Raw genomic sequence first — 16,547 nt, 5'->3', positions numbered from 1 at the left:
ACTAGTCGGAGAGCAGGATCCGTGCCTCGGCCGACGCCCGGACGCCGGTCATCCGCCACGTGCGGAAGCCGGTCAGGCCCGCGTAGCGGCCGCTCGTCCCGGTCGCCGGGTAGAACACCCACTCGCTGGTGCGCACGTCGTGGAAGTCGGCCCACCCCTCGGCGTGGATGGTGCCGTCCTCTAGAGTGATGTCCTCCGAGTAGTAGGTGAGCAGCCCGTCGTCGCCGGGGCGCACGTACTTGATGGTGAAGGTGCCGTGCGAAGTGCCGATGAGCTTGCCGGTCTCGTCGTACAACTCGTCGTCGAAGGTGCCGCCCTGCCCGATCTGCGGGTCCTCCAGGTTGTGCACGTCGTCGACGACCTTGACGACGACTTCCTTGGGCACGCGCAGCACGATCTGGTCCGCCATGGTGGATGCCTTTCTCGATGGGGTGACTCGCCGGGGTGAGGTGAGGAACAAGGGGGTTCGACAGGGAGTTCAGGGGGTGGACAGCGCGCGCCGCGCCGGCTGCCCGGCGACGAGCGGCTGCCGGTCGGGTGTCACCCCGGGGCCGGTCACGTCGAACACGGCGGCGCCGGGCGTGCCCGGACCCGGCGGGCGGGGGAAGAAGCCGCGCACGCCGCCGCGGGCCGCGACGGCCCACACGTCGTGCCGCGTCCAGGTCCCGGTGTTCACCGGGTCGTTGTCCGCGAACGTGTACGGCGCGTATTGCAGCCCGGTCGGGTCGGGCTGCGTGAAGCGGCCCCAGAAACCGTTGTAGAAGTGGTGGTCGAGCAGGTGGGCGCTGCGCAGCAGCTGGTAGGCGCCCCGGTAGCGGAAGGGGCAGGCCGCCGCGGCGTCGCCGCGGGCCGTCACGGCGCCGTGCGGGGTGTAGCGGTAGCTGGCCGCGACGTGGCCCTCCTCGTCGAGCAGGGCGAGGACCGAGCCCTGCTGGTCGGTGACGGTCCAGTAGTGCCGGCCATCCGCGGTGAGCACGGCGAGCAGGGTGCCGTCGGGGGCGCGCACGACGTCGGTGGGCACCCCGTCGTCGAGGACGCGCGCGATACCGAGCGGTGTGTAGGTGAACACGTGCGTGACGGTGCGGCCGTCGAGCGCGGTCTCGGTGATCCGGCGAGGCATCTCCTGACCGAGCGCGTCGTAGCGCATCTCGGCGACCAGCTGCCCGCCGAAGACGCCCGCCAGCGTCTGATGGGTGGGGCTGTAGCTGAAGGAGCCGGTCGGGTTCACCTCGTCGGTGAAGTTGCCCGCGCCGTCGTAGCCGAACTCCGTCTCCCCGAACCGCACCACCTGGCCAGCCGAGTTGAGGGTGAAGTCGATCGAGCCGAGCCGGACCAGATGGTGCGCGTCGTCGTAGGAGTACGTGACGTCACCGGCCCGCGCCAGCCGCTTCAGGCCGTCGTAGGCGTACGCCGTCGTCTCACCGTCGACGGTCGCGGAGCGCAGCACGTCGGTGTCGGTGCCGTCCGGCAGCGCGTAGTCGTAGGCCGCGCGCAGCAGCTCCGCGCCGTCGCGGCCGCGCACGACCAGCGAGGTGCGGCGGCCCGACGCGTCGTAGCCGATCTCCTGCACGGCCGTGCCGGTGTCGAGGCGGACGGGGCGGTGCGCCGCGTCGTGTGTGAGGCGGACGGTGCGGCCCGACGGGCCGGTGACGGTGGCCGGTGTGCCCGCCGCGTCGTAGGTGTAGCGGGTGGTGCCGCCCGCCGTCGTCAGGGACAGCGGGGCGCCCGCCGCGTCGTACGTGAGGCGCACCTCTTCGCGGCCCGCGCCCTCGGTGCGGACCGCGGCGGCCAGGCGGCTGCCGGCCTGCGTGCGCACCCACGTGAAGTCGTACGACCAGCCCGCGCCCGCCTTGCGGACCACCCGGCCCAGCGCGTCGTGGACCAGCGTGAGCAGGACGCCGCCCGAGTCCTCGTCGCGCACCTCGGTGAGCCGGCCCGACGCGTCGCGCCGGTAGCCGGTGCGCCGCCCGTTGCCCGCGGTGACCGCGGTGATCCGGGACAGGTCGTCGCGGTGGAGGACGGTGCGGCCCAGCGGCGCGGGCGGCGCGACCGTGGTGAGCAGGCCGTCCGCGTCGTACTCGAAGGCCGTCGTGTCGCCCTTGCCGTCGGTGAGGGAGAGCAGCCCGCCGTGGCCCGGATCGTAGGCCCGCCGGTCGACGGGCGCCGTCCGGCCGGGCGCGCCGGTGGTGACGAGGCGCCCCTGTGTGTCGTAGGCGAGGAGCAGCGTGTTGCCCGCCGGGTCGCGCAGCGCGGTCGGCAGCGCGGGGTGCTCCGCATCGTCGTAGGTGGCCGTGGAGCGCGCCGACGTCGGCAGCGTCAGCTCCGTCAACTGCCCCTGCGGGCCATGGGCGTAGCGGGTGGTGTGCCCGGTGGCGTCGGTGGCCGCGGCGAGCCGGCCGTGCGCGTCCCACGACCAGCGGGCGAGCTCCCCGGCCGGGCCGGTCACCGACAGCGGCCGGTCCTCTGTGTCGAAGGCGTGCACGGTCACCCGGCCCACGGCGTCGGTCACCGTGACCCGCCCCGGCGCATACCCGAACCGGACCCGGGCGGGCCCCTGCGGACCCTCCCAGACGACCTCCGCCACGGCGCCCGCCGGGTCGTACGCGATGTCGACGGCGCCGCCGTCGGGCAGCAGCAGACCGGCGAGCCGACCCTCCGCGTCCCACCGGTAGCCGGTGTCGTGACCGCCCGCGTCGGTGTGCCGCGCCAGCCGCCCGTCCCCGTCGTACGCGAACGCCGCGGCCCGCGTGCCCAGCGGATCGAGCACCGCCGTGACCCGCCCGTCGGCGTCGCGCGACAGCACCGCCCGGCCGCGCGCGTCGGGGCCCGCGCCCTGCGTCAAGGCCCAGCCGGGTCCGAACCCGTCACCGGTGTCGTCGGGGCCGTCGGGTTTGCCGCCGCCGCGGTACTCGCCCACCACGCGCAGTTCACCGCCGGGTGGGCCCGCCACGAACAGGTCCTGCCGACGCAGCTCCAACTCGCCGGTGGGCAGGGCCACATGGAGTTCCTGCGTGTCTCCGAGCGGGAATCGCCACTGGACGGCATCGGTCAGGAGGTCGCAGGGCACGGTCACGGGTGAGCTCCTCGGTCCGGTCGGCGGAGCGCCAGCCTCACCCGGGGGTCTAAAGCTGTCCTAAGGGCCCCGGCTCCCGTCCGTGGGGCTGTGGATGAATGATGTATGACACTCCTGTTACGCGTTGTTCGCCGCCACTCGGCCCCCTTACGCTGGGCCGAGTCGAAGCTGTCCCGTGCGCCGTCTCGGCTGCAACGCGCCCTTGAGACCGTGTCCGCGGGACCCGGGGGAAAGGGACGTCAGACGTGACCACCACCACGACCCGAATACGGACCTCCGCGCCGTTCACGGTGCGGAGTGTCGAACTGCGGCGGCTGCTGGCGGCGGTGGACCAGTGCGCGGTCCGCCGGGGCGGTGTCATGGAGGTCGGCGGTGACCCCGGCGCCGGTAAGACCCGGCTGCTGACCGCCCTCGCCCAGGAGGCCCGCGTCCGCGGCCTGACCGTGGTGCGCGGCACCGCCGCGGAGAGCCACGCGGATGTCCCCTTCCAGCCGTTCCTCGAAGCGTTCGGCAACTGGTTCCCCGGCCCGGGCGACACCGCCCCGCACCCGGCCGCCGCCCTCGTGCGCGCCTTGGCCGGCCCGCCCCCCGGGTCCCGGCGCACCGACTTCACCGGCCGCTGCCGCTTCTACGCCGAACTGCGCACCCTGCTCGCCGCCTGCGTCGCGGCCACCGACCGCGGACTGCTTGTGCTGCTCGACGACGCCCACTGGAGCGACATCGGCTCCGTCGAGCTCCTCGACATGCTGGTGCGCTGGCCCGTCACCAGCGGACTGACCGTGGTCGTCGCGCACCGGCCGCGCCAGACCCCCGTGGCGTTGCGCGCCGTGCTGCAGCAGGGCCTCGAACTCGGCGCGGTCGAACCGGTGCGGCTCGAACCCGTCACCGTCACCCAGAGCGCGCACCTCCTCCAATGGGCGGGCCACTCCGAGGAGTTGACGGCACTGCACGCCCGCGCCGCGGGCAACCCCCTCTACCTCACGGCCCTCGCCCAGACCGCCCCCGGCACCCCGGACACGGAAGCCGCGAGCACCCTGACGGCTCGGCTGCTCATCGAGACGGCGCACCTCGACGACACCGAGCGGACCGCCCTGTACGCGGCGGCGGTCCTCGGCGACACCTTCGACGTCGATGGAGTCGCCGAGGTCGCCGCCCTCGACCGCGACGCCGCCTGCCGGGCGCTCGGCGCCCTGCGCCACCGCGACCTCGTGCGCACCGCCACCACCGGCCGACTCACCTTCCGGCACCCGCTGATCCGCCGCGCCCTGTACGCGGAGTCCGACACCTGCTGGCGCGCCGGCGCCCACCGCCGGGCCACGCACCGGCTCGCCGCGCTCGGCGCGCCGCCCGTCGAACTCGCCCCGCACATCGAGCGGGCCGGCAGCAGCCCCTCCGCGGCCGACCTCGCCGCACTCGCCGAGGCCGCCCGCGCCGCTCTGCACCTGGGACGCGTGGACGACGCGGCGCACTGGCTGACCCTGACGCTCGGCGCGACCGGCACGGCCCCCGACGGCACACCGGAGCTGTGGCGCTCCGTCGTCCGGGCACTCGCCGCCCAGGGCGCGGTGGAGGGCATCCGCACCCTCGGCCGCGGCTACCTCGCGTCTCCCGCGGCGGCGGCCACCGACCGCGCGGCCGACGTCGCGTTCCTGGCCGGCGTCTACGGCGGCCTGGGCCACGCCGACGAGGCGCGGGACCTGATCGCCGCCCACCTCTCGCGTGCGGCGGACATCGACCGCGCGCAGGCCGCGACGTTCCAGGTACAACTGCGCCTGGTCCAAGTGCTCGCCGGAGCACTGCCGACCCGCTCCGACGTCGAGACCCTGGTGCGCGGCACCCGCGACGCCGACGCGGCCACCGCGGGCGGCGCGCTCGCCCTGCACGGCCTGTGCGCCGTGCTCACCGGCGACATCTGCACCGCGGAGGCCCGCCTCGGCGCCGCCGCCAAACTCCTCGACTCCGTCGACGCCAAGGCCGCCACCGCCGCGCTCCTGCCCGAGCACCTGCTGACGCTCGGCTGGGCCGAATCCCTCATGGGCCGGCACGCCGCGGCCCTCGACCACATCGAGCGCTCCGTGCCGCTCGTCCGGGAGAACGGCGACGAGCACCTGCTGGCGCCGATGCTCAACACCCTGTCCTACGCGCACTACCAGAGCGGCCGCATGGCCGACGCCCTCGACGCCGCCCAGGAGGCCCGCACCATCGGCCGGGCCGTCGGCCGCACCGACCAGGCCGGTCTCGCCGACGCCGTCATCTCCGCCGCACTCGCCCAGCTGGGCGGCGCCGCCCAACTGGGCCGCGGCCCGGCCGCCGCAGCCCCCACCGAGCAGGTGCCGCGGACCCCGCTCAACGCGCTGCTGCACGCCGAGGCCGCCCTGGCCCGCGGCGACGGGGAGCGCGCCCTTTCGCTGCTGCTGCCGACCGGCGCCGCCTGGCGGGTGTCCGAACCGGTGCCGGTCCTCGCCGCCCGCGGCTACGAACTCCTCGCCGCCGCCGCGCTGTTGAGCCAAGCGCGCGACAAGCAGGCGGACATCGCCCAGTGGGTCGAGCACGCCGCCGAGGCCGCCGCCGGGATCGGACTGCCCGAGCAGAGCGGTCACGCCCTGCTGGCCCGTGGCCATCTGCTGGCCCAGCGCGGCCGGGCCGAGGAGGCGGCCCGCACCTACGAGGACGCGGTGGAACTCCTCGGCGGCGAGACCCCGGCGGGCGTACGGGCCCGGCAGCTGGCGCGCCGGGCCAGGGCCGGGGCGGGCCGTGGCACCGTACTGCTCGCCGAACTGACCGTGCGCGAGCGGGAGGTCGCGGACCTGGCCGGTCAGGGCTTCAAGTCCAAGGACATCGCCGAGCGGCTGAGCGTCAGCCCCCGGACCGTGGACGTCCATCTGACCCGGATCTACAGCAAGTTGGGGGTCGACTCGAAGGCCGCGCTGGTCCGGCTGATGGCCGTCGCCGGCTGAGCGACCACGACGGCGGAGGCGAGCAGCCCGCCGACCGCCGTCCAGCGTCCCTCGAACGCGGCGACCGGCTGCCCGCCGAGCAGCGGGCCCGGCACCAGGAGCCGGGCCCGGAACGTGCCCTGCCGGACACCGGACGGCGGCACCGCGAAGACGAGGTCCGCCTCCGGGAAGTCCAGCAGCCGCCCGGTCAGCGGGAACCACGCCTTGTAGACGGCCTCCTTGGCGCTGAACAGCAGCCGGTCCCAGGCGATTCCAGGCACGGCGGCGCGCAGCCGCGGCATCCGCGCCCGCTCCTCGCGCAGCGACACCGTCTCCAGCATGCCCGCGGGCAGCGGCATATCGGGCTCCGCGTCGATGCCGAGCGCGGCCGTGGCCGACGCCCGCGCCACAGCCGCGGCCCGGTAGCCGGCGCAGTGCGTCATGCTCCCGACGATCCCGTCCGGCCACCGCGGCGCGCCACGGCGGCCCGGCAGCAGCGGCGGCCCGGCGAACCCGAACCGGGCCAGGGCCGTGCGCGCGCAGTGGCGTACGGTCGTGAACTCGCGGCGCCGGGACTCCACGGCGTGCGCCATCAGCGGCTCCTCGGCCGGATGCAGCCGGGCCTGCGGCGGGTCGCCGTACGCCTCCGCCACCTCCGTGCCGGGCGGCAGCAGTTCGCGGATCATCGCGGTTCCCGCGGTGCGGGCAGGATGCGGCGCGGTGCGCCGGTCGGCCGGGCGCGGGCGCGCCACTCCCGTGGATAGCCCACGGACACCTCCTCGAAGCGGACCCCGTCGTGCCAGGTGGTGCGCGGAATGTGCAGATGCCCGTACACGACCGCCGCGGCCCGGTAGCGCAGGTGCCAGTCCCGGGTCGCCTCGGTGCCGCACCAGGCTGCGAAGTCGGGGTGGCGCAGGATCCGGGTGGGCTCGCGCACCAGCGGGAAGTGGTTCACCAGGACGGTCCGCACCTGCGGGTCCAGTGCGTCGAGGCGGGCCGCGGTCGCGTCGAGCCGGGCCCGGCACCAGGCGTCGAGCGACGGGTACGGGTCCGGGTGCAGCAGTGCCTCGTCGGCGGCCACCACCCCGTTGGCGTGCGCCCGCGCCAGCACCTCCTGCTTGGTGTGCGCATCCGGCTGCCGGAACGTGTAGTCGTACAGCAGGAACAGTGGTGCCACGGTCACCGGGCCGCCCTCGCCGTGCCACACCGGGTACGAGTCCTCGGGTGTGACGACCCCCAACTCCCGGCAGACAGACACGAGATGGCGGTAGCGCTCCTCGCCGCGCAGCGTGACCGGATCGAGCCGGTGCGTCCACAGCTCGTGGTTGCCGGGCACCCACACCACCTTCTCGAACCGCTTGCTCAGCAGCTCCAGCGCCCAGACGATGTCCGAGACGATCTCCCCGGTGTCCCCCGCGACGATCAGCCAGTCGTCGTCGTGCCCGGGCCACAGCGCCTCGGTCACCGCACGGTTGTCGTCGAAGGCGACGTGCAGGTCGCTGATGGCGAGCAGACTGCCGCCGGCCGCGCCGCTCACGCCGGACCGCCGGGCAGCCGCGACCCGACCAGCCGCGCCACGGCCGCCCACTGGTCGGCAAGGAAGAAGTGCCCTCCCTTGAACACCCTCAACTCGAAGGTGCCAGTAGTGTGTTGAGCCCATGCGGCGACGTCGTCGACGGACGCCTCGGTGTCACCGTCGCCGGCGAGCGCCACGACGGGACACGACAGCGGTGCACCGGGGGTGCCCGTGTAGGCGGCCACGGCACGGTAGTCGGCCCGCAGCGCAGGCAGGATCAACTCCTGTACGTCCGCGTCGTCCAGGAGCCGCGCGTCGGTGCCGCCGAGTCGGCGGACCTTGTCGAGCAGCGCGTGGTCGTCGGGGAACGACTCGGTGCTGCGCCGCGGCCGAGACGGGGCCCGGCGGCCGGACACGAACAGCGCGCCCGGGCCGTCGTCCGCGTTCCGGGACAGCAGGGCGGCCGTCTCGTACGCCACCGACGCGCCCATGCTGTGGCCGAGGAACGCCCAAGGAGCGCCGGTGAGGCGGGGGTCGTCCGTCAGGACACCGGTGATCGTTTCGGCCAGCCGGTGCAGGTCTTCGACAGCGGGCTCCCGGTGCCGGTCCTGGCGGCCCGGGTACTGCACGGCCAGGACCTCCACGTGGGGCGGCAGCGCTGCCGCGAGCGGCTGCCAGTATCCGGCAGCACCGCCCGCGTGCGCGAAACAGACCAGGGTGGCCGCCGTGTCGCGGCCGAGCCGCAGCCGGCGCAGCCAGCGGGCATCGGCACCGGTCCGTACACCGGTTACGAAGGCCACCTCAGCTCGCCAGCGGCAGGTCGAGGTGCCGGTCGGAGGTCAGGATCGCCTGGTGCATGCGGCGCAGCGAACGGCAGGGCTCCAACCCCAGTTCGGCCCGCAGCACCCGCTGCGCGGATCGGTACACCTGCAGCGCCTCGGCCTGCCGCTCCGAGCGGTACAGCACCAGCATCAGCTGTCGGTAGAACACCTCGCGCAGCGGGTACTGCGCGGTCAGCCGGGACAGCAGGCTGATCACCTCACGGTGCCGACCGAGCGCGGTACGGGCGTCCACCAGGAGTTCAAGGCAGGCCAGGCGCTCCTCCTCGACCCAGGTGCCGAACGAGGCCAGCGCGGTACCCTCCGCCGTACCGGCGAGCACCGGGCCACGGACGAGGGCGAGCGCGCGGTCGAAGTCCCTCGACGCCCGTTCGTAGCGGCCCGCGTGCTGGTGCTCGCGGCCGGTCCGCATGGCCTCCTGGAAGTCGTCAACGTCGAGCCCCGCCCCTCCGCGCCGCAGCAGATAGCCGGCCGGGGTGGTGGCGATGGCCCGTCCTTCGGTGTCGCCCGCACGGACGAGGAACTTGCGCAGTTGCGAGATGTAGACATGAACGGCCGCGGCCGCACGGCGCGGCGGGCGCGTCCCCCATAGCTCGGTGATCAGCTGGTCCTTGGTGACGCTCTGCCCGGCGCTGGTGAGCAGCAGGGCGAGAAGGGTCTCCATCTTGGGGGCACTGAGGGAGAAGTGGTCCTGCCCGTTCGTCACGCGCAGCGGGCCCAGTAATTCGTATCGCATCGACACCTCCTGCGAGGGGAAGCCGGTCGTGGTCGCGCCGGAGATCACATTCGCGCCTGCGCCGGTGTCCGCGCATCAGTGGAACTGCGTACGTGACGGCCTTTGGCCGGTAATCGCCCGTGGAACCACGCCGGTTCGGTGCCTTCCGGACGCCACGATCCAGCCTTCACCACACTGCTTTGGTCTCGCTTAGGCGAGCCGGGTAACGCTTGCCGGCATGCGCACCTTCGTCGTCCGTCTCCTCCGCGTCGTGTACGAAAGCATGGTCGCCTTCGGGCAGCTGTGGACGCTCCAGCCGCCGCCCCCGCCCCCGCCCCCGCCCCCGCCCCCGCACACGTCCGCGGACACCCCCGCGCCGCCGCCCCTGACCGGCCCGCCGCCGGGCCACCCGGAGCGGCTCTCCCCGGACCTCCCGCTCACCCCAGTCGAAGAGGCCCTGGCACGCGCGCTGCGGGACGGTGTCGGCTAGCTTGATCTTTAACGTCCGACGTCGAATGGTCCGTCGAACTTGATCACTCGGTTCGCTAACCGGCGTACGCCAAAGCGGCCTTCGTCTGAACATGTGCTCCGACCAAGGAACACACACGTCCAGCGCGAAGGCCGTGAGGGTGAGTCTGCTGCATCACGATGCCCATCGAGAGGCGTTGGCACAACTGTCATGCTTCCGGGGCGAGTTCTACTCCTGCCTGACCGCTCGTTCGGACGCACTGTTCGAGCTGGCTGACGCAGTTCTGTGCGGTGACGGGCCGGTGAGGTCACTGGCCGAGCTGTCGCTGGTGGGCGAACACCGCCGCGGCCACGGAGGGCTCTACGGTGCCGTGGCCCGCGGCCGGATCGACACCGGCCGACTGCGACGGGCCCTGGCCGCCGTGCCACTGCCGCGAGCCGCCGACGGCCGGCTGGTCCTGGCCATCGACATCACCTGCTGGCTACGGCCCGACGCCCACACCTCACCGGAACGGATCCTGTGTCACACCTACGGCCGGGGCAAGGACCAGCACATCCCCATCCCGGGCTGGCCCTACTCGATCATCTGCGCACTCGAGCCCGGCCGCAGCTCGTGGACCGCACCCCTGGACGCCCTGCGCCTTACGCCCGGGGCCGACGCCGCCACCATCACCGCCCAGCAGCTGCGCGATCTGCTCGGGCGACTGATCACCGCGGGGCAGTGGCAGGCGGGCGACCCGGACATCCTCATCATCGCGGACGCCGGATACGACGCTCCCGCCTCGCGTTCCTCCTGAGAGACCTGCCGGTGCAGGTGCTGGCCCGGATGCGATCGGACCGAGTGCTGCGCAGAGCTGTTCCGCCCCGCCAGCCGCACATGCTCGGCCGCCCGCCCCGGCACGGAGGCGAATTCGTCTTCGGCCAGCCCGACACCTGGGGCATCCCGGACACCGAAACCGTCACCGACCCACGCCTCTACGGCACCGCCACCGCACGCTCCTGGAACCGGCTCCACCCCAAGCTGACCCACCGCTCCTCCTGGGCGGCAGCCGACGGCACCCTCCCGATCGTCGAGGGGACCGTGATCCGCCTGGACATCGACCCCGCCGTCACGCACGAGGCGGTCTACCGGGTCAGTCGTGCGGGATCACGGCGATGGGGCAGGGCACGTGGTGGATCAGTGCGTGGGCCACCGGGCCGGTGTGGGAACCGACGGCGGCTCGGCGCCTGCGGCGGCCCACCACCAGCAGGCCCGCTCCGCCCGTCGCCTTCACGAGAACTTGGGCCGGACGCCCCTCATACAGCGTGTCGCGCACGAAGACGCCGGAGAACTTGTCGCGCCAGGGGGCGAGCAGCGCCGCGAGCTCCCTTTCCGCGTTCTCCTTGATCAGCCCGCGCTCCTCGGCGTCGGGGATGCCATGTCCGAAGGGCACGTGCCAGACGTGCACGACGCGCAGGGGAGCCCCTCGCAAAATGGCGTCCCGCGCGAAGGTGCGCAAAGACGACGTGCGGCGCCGCGTCGCTGAGGCCGCCGGCATCCTTGGCCTCGACGACTACCTCGGCCGCAAGCCCAAGTCCCTCTCCGGCGGCCAGCGCCAGAGGGTCGCGATGGGCCGTGCCATCGTCCGCGAACCGCAGGTCTTCCTCATGGACGAGCCCCTGTCCAATCTGGACGCGAAGCTGCGGGTCCAGACCCACACGCAGATCGCCTCGCTGCAACGACGACTCGGCACCACCACGGTCTACGTCACCCACGACCAGGTCGAGGCTCTGACCATGGGGGACCGAGGGGCCGTCATGAAGGACGGTTTGCTGCAGTGGGTGGGCACGCCCAAGGAGGTTTTCCAGCGCCCCGCGAACGCGTTCGTCGGCGGCTTCATCGGCTCGCCCGCGATGAATCTCTTCCGTCTCCCGCTCACCGCCAACGGGATCGATCTGGGCGGACTGGTCCTGCTGCTGCCCCGTCCCCCCGGCCGCCGCCGGTGACGAGGGCGATCTTTCCGGCGATCGACCGGTCGGACCGCTCAGTAATCGAGGAACTCGAGAACCTCGGGGACGAACTCCCGGTGGTACTGGAAGACGCCGCCGTGTCCGGAGTTCGGGTAGATCTTCAGGCGGGCGTTCGGGATCCGGCGGGCCATGTCGGCCGAGTTGCTGCTCGCGACCATGAGGTCGTGATCACCGTTGGCGACGAAGACCGGCTGGGTGATCACCGAGAGGTCGTCGGGTTCGTGCAGTCCGGCCGCGCGGATGGCCTTCAGCTGCGCGCGTCGAGCCTGCAGGGAGATTTTTTCGTCGCGGTTCTGGGTGCGCTCCTTGAGCCGGGCGAGGTAGTCCTTCGCGGCCCGCTTGCCCTCGGCGTTGCGCGGGAAGAACAGGAACGTCCGGGCGTCTTTCAGAGTGAGCGCGGACTTGATGTACGCCCCGACCGCGACCTTGTTGATCTCCTTGATGCCGCCGCCTCCGCGGGGACCGGTCCCGGCCAGGACGATCCGGCGCACGAGCTCGGGTGCCTGCAGGGCCACCATCTGTGCGACTCCGCCGCCGAGCGAGAACCCGAGGAGGTCGACCTTCTCGAGTCCCATCGCACGGATGAACGCGACGGCGTCGCGGCCCATGTCCGCGACGTCGGGCGGCACGGATCCTCCGGACGCGCCGACCCCGCGGTTGTCGAACGTGATCACCCGGCGACGGGCGGCGATGCCGTCGATGATCCTCGGGTCCCAGTCGTCAAGGACAGCCATCAGGTGGTGCAGGAACACCACCGGAACACCACCGGTCGGACCGAGCTCGCGGTAGGCGAACGGCACCCCGTCGACGTCGATCGTGCGGGTGGGCACGTCGATCCACTTCATGCTCTTTGTCGTCTTCATCTGACCTCACCGGATACGGCGCGAGGACCGCGGCCCCGCGCAGTTATATTACGGTCATTTAACTTACGGCTGTAATATATATCGGCCAACTGGAGTGGTGGCAAGTGCTCTCCACCCGCCGAGGGAGGGTTCTGCCTTGCGCATGAAGTCGCGGGTCTTCCGGCGAGACCAGGATCGGCATCCCCTCGCGCAGCCTCAAGGACCGTTCGCGCGCCTCCAGGTCGCCCCAGCGCCCGAGTGGGCCCAGGGGGTCATGGGCAGGCGTGCAGCAGCACGTACGCCCTGCCGCCGGTCAAGCTCGCGACCCCGCCAACTCCCGCCACGAAGGCGGTCTTGCTCGGGCTAGCGGAGCGGGCCGTGGTGACCGATCCGGCCGACTGCACCGACGCCGAGGTGTGCCGCATCCTCACGGGGACGAATCAGCCGCCTCGACGGTGAGCGCCCTCACTGAAGGGGGCGGCCGGTCCTGCCTAGCGTGAAGGCTCCCGGGGCGTACCGCCCCCGTTCACGCTGAGGAGCAAGGCCATGCTGCGTGCGGTGTGGAACGGACAAGTGATCGCGGAGGCCCCGCGCACGGTGATCGTCGAGGGCAACCACTACTTCCCGCCCGAGTCGCTCAACCAGCAGTACCTCACGCCGAGTAGAACCAGGTCGCTGTGCTTCTGGAAAGGGGTGGCCCGCTACTACAGCCTTGAGGTCGACGGGCTGACGAACCCGGATGCCGCCTGGTACTACCCCAAGCCCAGCCCTCTGGCCCGGAAGATCAAGGACCATGTGGCGTTCTGGCAGGGCGCACGCGTGGAGGGCACACCCGAGCCGGACCGGCCCGCCGACGGCGGGAAGTAACAGGACTCATGAAGCACGGCCTGCCCACCATCGCCGCCCGCAACACGGCCTTGTTCGGCATGGCCGGAGAACTACCGCCGATCGTCATCAGCGACCTCTTCGGCGTCCACAGAAACACCGCGACCCAGTGGGCGGCGCTCGCCCAGGACAGCTGGGCCGGCTACCTCGCGTTAGCGAAGCTGCTGGCAGGTACGAGTAGCGAAGCTGATCTCGGAACTGACCAGCGCCTTGGGCGCCCCCTCCCGAAGTTGCACGAAGATCGAGAGGAAGGCGACCAGGTTCATGGAGCACCGGAGGTCACGCTGACTGCGCGTCCTCGCGAAGGCGAGGGAACAGCGGCTGTGCTGTGGGCAGAAGCCCCTCGACCGGTGTCAGCTGTCGGGTGATCCGCGTGGCGGCATCTGGGATGAATGGGCGTAGTTCATCGGCCAGCACGCGGCATGCTGTGACCAGCGCGACGAGGACGGTGTCGAGCTGCTTCGCCGCTTCACCGTTGCCCCTTCACGGCAGCCGCATACACAGAGGCATCCGGGGCAGCGCTGGGCGAGGCAAGCATCAGTAAGCATCACCCGGTGCCCCACGCACGCCGAATTGCGCATGGCACGTCGGCTACCGCGAACAGGTCCGCGCCGAGATGTCCGGCGTTCCCGTCGCGCCGGTCGCGCCGGTCGCGCCGGTCGCGCCGAACGCCCTGCCCCTGGCCGGCCGGCTCACCGCCACCCCGCACGGCTCGAAGACCACCCGCACCGAATCCTGAGGAGTGCCGACCATGACCCACGAGGTGATCACGATCGGCGCAGTATGGCACTGGATGACGGGGCACTGGGAGTGCGGCCCGGGCGTTCTCTTCCTGCTGCGCTCCGGGCTGCGAAGGGCTGTGCCGCAGCTGTCCCCGAGTCGCTGCGGCACAGCCTATGTCCGCTCAGTACGGACTGGCCGTCGTCGATACCGTCGATGTGACCGGCTGCGCAGGCGCACGCCACAGCCGCCCGGCGCCCCCGGACAGCGAGGCCGCCATCGCCGGGTGGATCGCTGGCAAGAGTCTTCAGGCGCTATGCGATCGGCGCCCGGCCGCCTTCTTGGCAGTGGACTTCTTGGCCGGCTGCTTCTTCGCCGCCTTCGCCGAGGTCTTCTTCGCCGTCTTCTTCGGCATCTCCTGGACGTCTGCGTCCTCGCCCCGCGAGGCCTTGGCCTTGCTCACGGACTCCGTCAAGGCGGCCATGAGGTCAAGCACCTTGCCGGGCTTCTCTGTCTCCGGCGCTTCGGGCAGCTCACGGTCCTCCCGCTTCGCTTCGATGATCTTCGCCATGGCGTCGGTGTAGGCGTCCTCGAACTCCGGGCCTTCGAGGTCCTCACGGCTCATCGTCTCCATCAGCGCGAGCGCGCCCTCGATCTCCTCCTCGGAGACCTCCGTGGGCGGAGGGAGCAGCTCGGCAGGGTCGCGGATCTCATCCGGCCAGCGCATCTCATGCAGCACGATCACATCGTTTCGTACCCGCAGCAGACCCAATCGCTCCCTGCCGCTCCACGCGTACTTCGCGACTGCCACCTTCGACGACCGGCCCAAGGCCTGCACCAGCAACTTATACGGCTTCGCGGCGACCTGCCCGTCGGGCGCGAGGTAGTAGCCTGCCCCGATCTGTATCGGATCAATGCTGTCGAGGGGCACGAACGCTTCGATCTCGATCGCTTTCGCGGTCGGCAGCGGCAGCTCCCGAAGTTCTTGATCGCTGATCGGGATGACCTGCGTTTTAGTCAGCTCGTAGCCCTTGCCGATCTCAGCGTTCGAGACCTCGCGGTCCTCCAGTTCGCACACCTTCCGGGTGCGGACCCGGCCCATGTCCTCCAGGTGGTACTGGTGGAAGCGGATGCTGTGGTCCTCGGTTGCCGACTGTACGTGGATAGGCACGGTGACCAGGCCAAACGAGATGGCACCGCTCCAAATGCTCCGGGGCATGGCAAAACCTCCGCGATGTCCCCGAGCAACATCACCCTAAGAGCTCACAGCCCGCCTCGCACGTTCACCGGCAGGCACACTCCATCCCGGCCACTTCGCGGTCTGCGAACGACCTCGCGCGTATGGGGCGGCGTGCCCGGCCGGGCGTTCGAGGCGGGGTGCCGTGCGAGTGAGCCCCGGCAGGTGGCGCCGAGGCTCACTCGCAGTGGTGTCTCAGCGGTCCATCAGTACAAAAACGCCCCACCCGAGGTATTCGCGCTGGTACCTGGCGTGCTGGACGGGTGACGCAGCGAGTTCCGCACGCATCTCGTCGGCGAGCTCGTCGTCGGAGTTGGCATCCAGCCAGCGGCGGATGTTGAGCCACTGGGCCGCGACGTACCGGTCCCAGCTGTCCTGGTCGGCAAGGACCATTTCAACGACATCACAGCCCAGGGCGCCGAACTGTTCGAGCAGTCCCGGCAGCGGGAGCAAGTCGTCCTTCCGGGCCATGTGACAGCCCTCGACGGTGGCCTGGTCCTGAGGCTCGCGGCGCCAGTAAGGTTCGCCGATCAGCATCATCCCGCCGGGAGCGAGACTGCGCCGCAGGAGTTCGACGGTGCCCGCCACGCCAGAGCCGATCCAGGTGGCGCCGATGCAGGCCGCGATGCCGACCGGATCGTCGACGACGTGGCCCGACGCGTCCGCATGCACGAAGCCGACCCGGTCGGCAACACCCAGCTCCACAGCCCGCGCGCGGGCGGCGTCGATGAACACGGTGCTGATGTCCACCCCGCTGCCGGTCACACCGTGGTCGCGCGCCCAGGTGCACAGCATCTCGCCCTTGCCGCAGGCGAGGTCGAGCACCCGGGTGCCCGGGGACGGGCTGATGGCCTGGCCCAGGATGGCCAGTTTCTCGCTGGTGAACGGGTTGCAGAGGCGATGGCTGCTCTCGCGGATGGTGAAGCTACGTGGCAGATCCACTATGGGGATTCCTTCGGTCCGGGGAGGTCAGAACGGCTGGGGAAGACGGCCGACGCAAACTGGCCGCGATTACCTGGACCGTCATCAAATGCACCTCTTCGGACGCGTGAAGGCTGTGACCGGTCGAAGGTACGTCCGCTGAGATCGTCGCGTCCATCGCATTTCGCGTCCCCTCCCGGACGAGGAGACTGCCGCACTGCAACCATGCGCCGTTCGGGCTGCGGGCCGTGGGGAAAGGGCCTGCTCAGCAGGCACCTCGCCGACGGCCGACGGCCGGGTCGGCGTCTTTCAGCATGCCGAGCCGTTCTTGCTGGAAGGCGGCGATGTCGGGGGCAGCGGTGGCTCGTTGATGGCGTCGCCCCGG

At 71.7% G+C, this 16,547-nt stretch carries 15 protein-coding genes and 2 pseudogenes; 7 read left to right on the top strand and 10 right to left on the bottom strand.

Annotated features, from left to right (window positions below; genetic code table 11):
* Position 1: 1 nt before the first annotated feature.
* Together ACFYO2_RS43770 and ACFYO2_RS43765 are read right to left on the bottom strand one after the other, a co-directional pair.
* Positions 2-409: a hypothetical protein gene (locus tag ACFYO2_RS43770; RefSeq protein WP_388361472.1), complete on the bottom strand. Its 408-nt coding sequence runs from the start codon at positions 407-409 to the stop codon at positions 2-4.
* A 69-nt stretch (positions 410-478) separates the two neighbouring features.
* Positions 479-3,073 (bottom strand): RHS repeat protein, encoded by a 2,595-nt coding sequence (locus ACFYO2_RS43765; protein ID WP_388361470.1) that lies wholly within the window; start codon positions 3,071-3,073, stop codon positions 479-481.
* A 245-nt stretch (positions 3,074-3,318) separates the two neighbouring features.
* Here ACFYO2_RS43765 and ACFYO2_RS43760 point away from each other — a divergent pair, with 245 nt between their 5' ends.
* The gene (locus tag ACFYO2_RS43760; RefSeq protein WP_388361467.1) at positions 3,319-6,030 is read left to right on the top strand and encodes an AAA family ATPase; all 2,712 of its coding nucleotides are present in this window, start codon (positions 3,319-3,321) and stop codon (positions 6,028-6,030) included.
* Here ACFYO2_RS43760 and ACFYO2_RS43755 read toward each other — a convergent pair.
* From ACFYO2_RS43755 to ACFYO2_RS43740, 4 genes are read right to left on the bottom strand one after another with little or no spacing between them, the layout of a single operon-like run.
* Positions 5,967-6,695 (bottom strand): 4'-phosphopantetheinyl transferase, encoded by a 729-nt coding sequence (locus ACFYO2_RS43755; RefSeq protein ID WP_388361464.1) that lies wholly within the window; start codon positions 6,693-6,695, stop codon positions 5,967-5,969. The two genes, ACFYO2_RS43760 and ACFYO2_RS43755, sit on opposite strands and share 64 nt — an antisense overlap.
* Entirely contained in the window at positions 6,692-7,546 is an 855-nt protein-coding gene (locus ACFYO2_RS43750) for a metallophosphoesterase family protein (RefSeq protein ID WP_388361462.1), read from the bottom strand. The genes ACFYO2_RS43755 and ACFYO2_RS43750 overlap by 4 nt, the downstream gene beginning before the upstream one ends.
* Positions 7,543-8,325: a thioesterase II family protein gene (locus tag ACFYO2_RS43745; protein WP_388361459.1), complete on the bottom strand. Its 783-nt coding sequence runs from the start codon at positions 8,323-8,325 to the stop codon at positions 7,543-7,545. Before ACFYO2_RS43745 ends, ACFYO2_RS43750 begins: the two co-directional genes overlap by 4 nt.
* Position 8,326: 1 nt before the next feature.
* Complete coding sequence (locus ACFYO2_RS43740; protein ID WP_388361457.1) at positions 8,327-9,100, bottom strand: BTAD domain-containing putative transcriptional regulator; 774 nt, start codon at positions 9,098-9,100, stop codon at positions 8,327-8,329.
* 217 nt (positions 9,101-9,317) lie between these two features.
* On the opposite strand from ACFYO2_RS43740, the gene ACFYO2_RS43735 reads away from it, so the two are divergent.
* Positions 9,318-9,569, top strand: coding sequence for a DUF6059 family protein (locus tag ACFYO2_RS43735; RefSeq protein ID WP_388361454.1), 252 nt, complete (start codon positions 9,318-9,320; stop codon positions 9,567-9,569).
* Positions 9,570-9,708: 139 nt separating this feature from the next.
* A pseudogene (locus ACFYO2_RS43730) lies at positions 9,709-10,649 on the top strand (transposase); the annotation flags it as partial.
* A gap of 31 nt (positions 10,650-10,680) precedes the next feature.
* Here ACFYO2_RS43730 and ACFYO2_RS43725 read toward each other — a convergent pair.
* The gene (locus ACFYO2_RS43725) at positions 10,681-10,995 is read right to left on the bottom strand and encodes a universal stress protein (RefSeq protein WP_388361451.1); all 315 of its coding nucleotides are present in this window, start codon (positions 10,993-10,995) and stop codon (positions 10,681-10,683) included.
* Positions 10,996-11,032: 37 nt separating this feature from the next.
* Between ACFYO2_RS43725 and ACFYO2_RS43720 the strand changes: the two are divergent.
* A pseudogene (locus ACFYO2_RS43720) lies at positions 11,033-11,512 on the top strand (ABC transporter ATP-binding protein); the annotation flags it as partial.
* 59 nt (positions 11,513-11,571) lie between these two features.
* Here ACFYO2_RS43720 and ACFYO2_RS43715 read toward each other — a convergent pair.
* Positions 11,572-12,420, bottom strand: a complete 849-nt coding sequence (locus ACFYO2_RS43715) for an alpha/beta fold hydrolase (RefSeq protein WP_388361449.1) — start codon at positions 12,418-12,420, stop codon at positions 11,572-11,574.
* A gap of 525 nt (positions 12,421-12,945) precedes the next feature.
* Between ACFYO2_RS43715 and ACFYO2_RS43710 the strand changes: the two genes are divergently transcribed.
* The 3 genes from ACFYO2_RS43710 to ACFYO2_RS43700 all read left to right on the top strand — a co-directional run bounded on the left by ACFYO2_RS43710 (position 12,946) and on the right by ACFYO2_RS43700 (position 14,023).
* A complete protein-coding gene (locus ACFYO2_RS43710; protein ID WP_388361446.1) occupies positions 12,946-13,266 on the top strand; it encodes a DUF427 domain-containing protein in 321 nt (106 codons plus the stop codon).
* A gap of 8 nt (positions 13,267-13,274) precedes the next feature.
* Positions 13,275-13,652 (top strand): hypothetical protein, encoded by a 378-nt coding sequence (locus tag ACFYO2_RS43705; protein WP_388361445.1) that lies wholly within the window; start codon positions 13,275-13,277, stop codon positions 13,650-13,652.
* 248 nt (positions 13,653-13,900) lie between these two features.
* Positions 13,901-14,023, top strand: coding sequence for a hypothetical protein (locus tag ACFYO2_RS43700; protein WP_388361442.1), 123 nt, complete (start codon positions 13,901-13,903; stop codon positions 14,021-14,023).
* Between the two features lie 288 nt (positions 14,024-14,311).
* Here ACFYO2_RS43700 and ACFYO2_RS43695 read toward each other — a convergent pair whose 3' ends face one another.
* Together ACFYO2_RS43695 and ACFYO2_RS43690 are read right to left on the bottom strand one after the other, a co-directional pair.
* A complete protein-coding gene (locus ACFYO2_RS43695) occupies positions 14,312-15,223 on the bottom strand; it encodes a Ku protein (protein WP_388361440.1) in 912 nt (303 codons plus the stop codon).
* Between the two features lie 213 nt (positions 15,224-15,436).
* The gene (locus tag ACFYO2_RS43690) at positions 15,437-16,183 is read right to left on the bottom strand and encodes an SAM-dependent methyltransferase (RefSeq protein WP_388361437.1); all 747 of its coding nucleotides are present in this window, start codon (positions 16,181-16,183) and stop codon (positions 15,437-15,439) included.
* Positions 16,184-16,547: the final 364 nt, after the last annotated feature.

The sequence above is a fragment of the Streptomyces sp. NPDC006602 genome (genome assembly GCF_042870385.1).
Classification (GTDB): domain Bacteria; phylum Actinomycetota; class Actinomycetes; order Streptomycetales; family Streptomycetaceae; genus Streptomyces.
This window is presented reverse-complemented; position numbering and strand designations above follow the sequence as displayed.

Excerpts from the sequence above, each read along its gene's own strand:
- ACFYO2_RS43740 (WP_388361457.1), bottom strand. The coding sequence starts at position 9,100 with ATGCGATACGAATTACTGGGCCCGCTGCGCGTGACGAACGGGCAGGAC.
- ACFYO2_RS43710 (WP_388361446.1), top strand. The coding sequence starts at position 12,946 with ATGCTGCGTGCGGTGTGGAACGGACAAGTGATCGCGGAGGCCCCGCGC.
- ACFYO2_RS43735 (WP_388361454.1), top strand. The coding sequence starts at position 9,318 with ATGCGCACCTTCGTCGTCCGTCTCCTCCGCGTCGTGTACGAAAGCATG.
- ACFYO2_RS43705 (WP_388361445.1), top strand. The coding sequence starts at position 13,275 with ATGAAGCACGGCCTGCCCACCATCGCCGCCCGCAACACGGCCTTGTTC.
- ACFYO2_RS43770 (WP_388361472.1), bottom strand. The coding sequence starts at position 409 with ATGGCGGACCAGATCGTGCTGCGCGTGCCCAAGGAAGTCGTCGTCAAG.
- ACFYO2_RS43700 (WP_388361442.1), top strand. The coding sequence starts at position 13,901 with ATGTCCGGCGTTCCCGTCGCGCCGGTCGCGCCGGTCGCGCCGGTCGCG.
- ACFYO2_RS43715 (WP_388361449.1), bottom strand. The coding sequence starts at position 12,420 with ATGAAGACGACAAAGAGCATGAAGTGGATCGACGTGCCCACCCGCACG.
- ACFYO2_RS43695 (WP_388361440.1), bottom strand. The coding sequence starts at position 15,223 with ATGCCCCGGAGCATTTGGAGCGGTGCCATCTCGTTTGGCCTGGTCACC.
- ACFYO2_RS43755 (WP_388361464.1), bottom strand. The coding sequence starts at position 6,695 with ATGATCCGCGAACTGCTGCCGCCCGGCACGGAGGTGGCGGAGGCGTAC.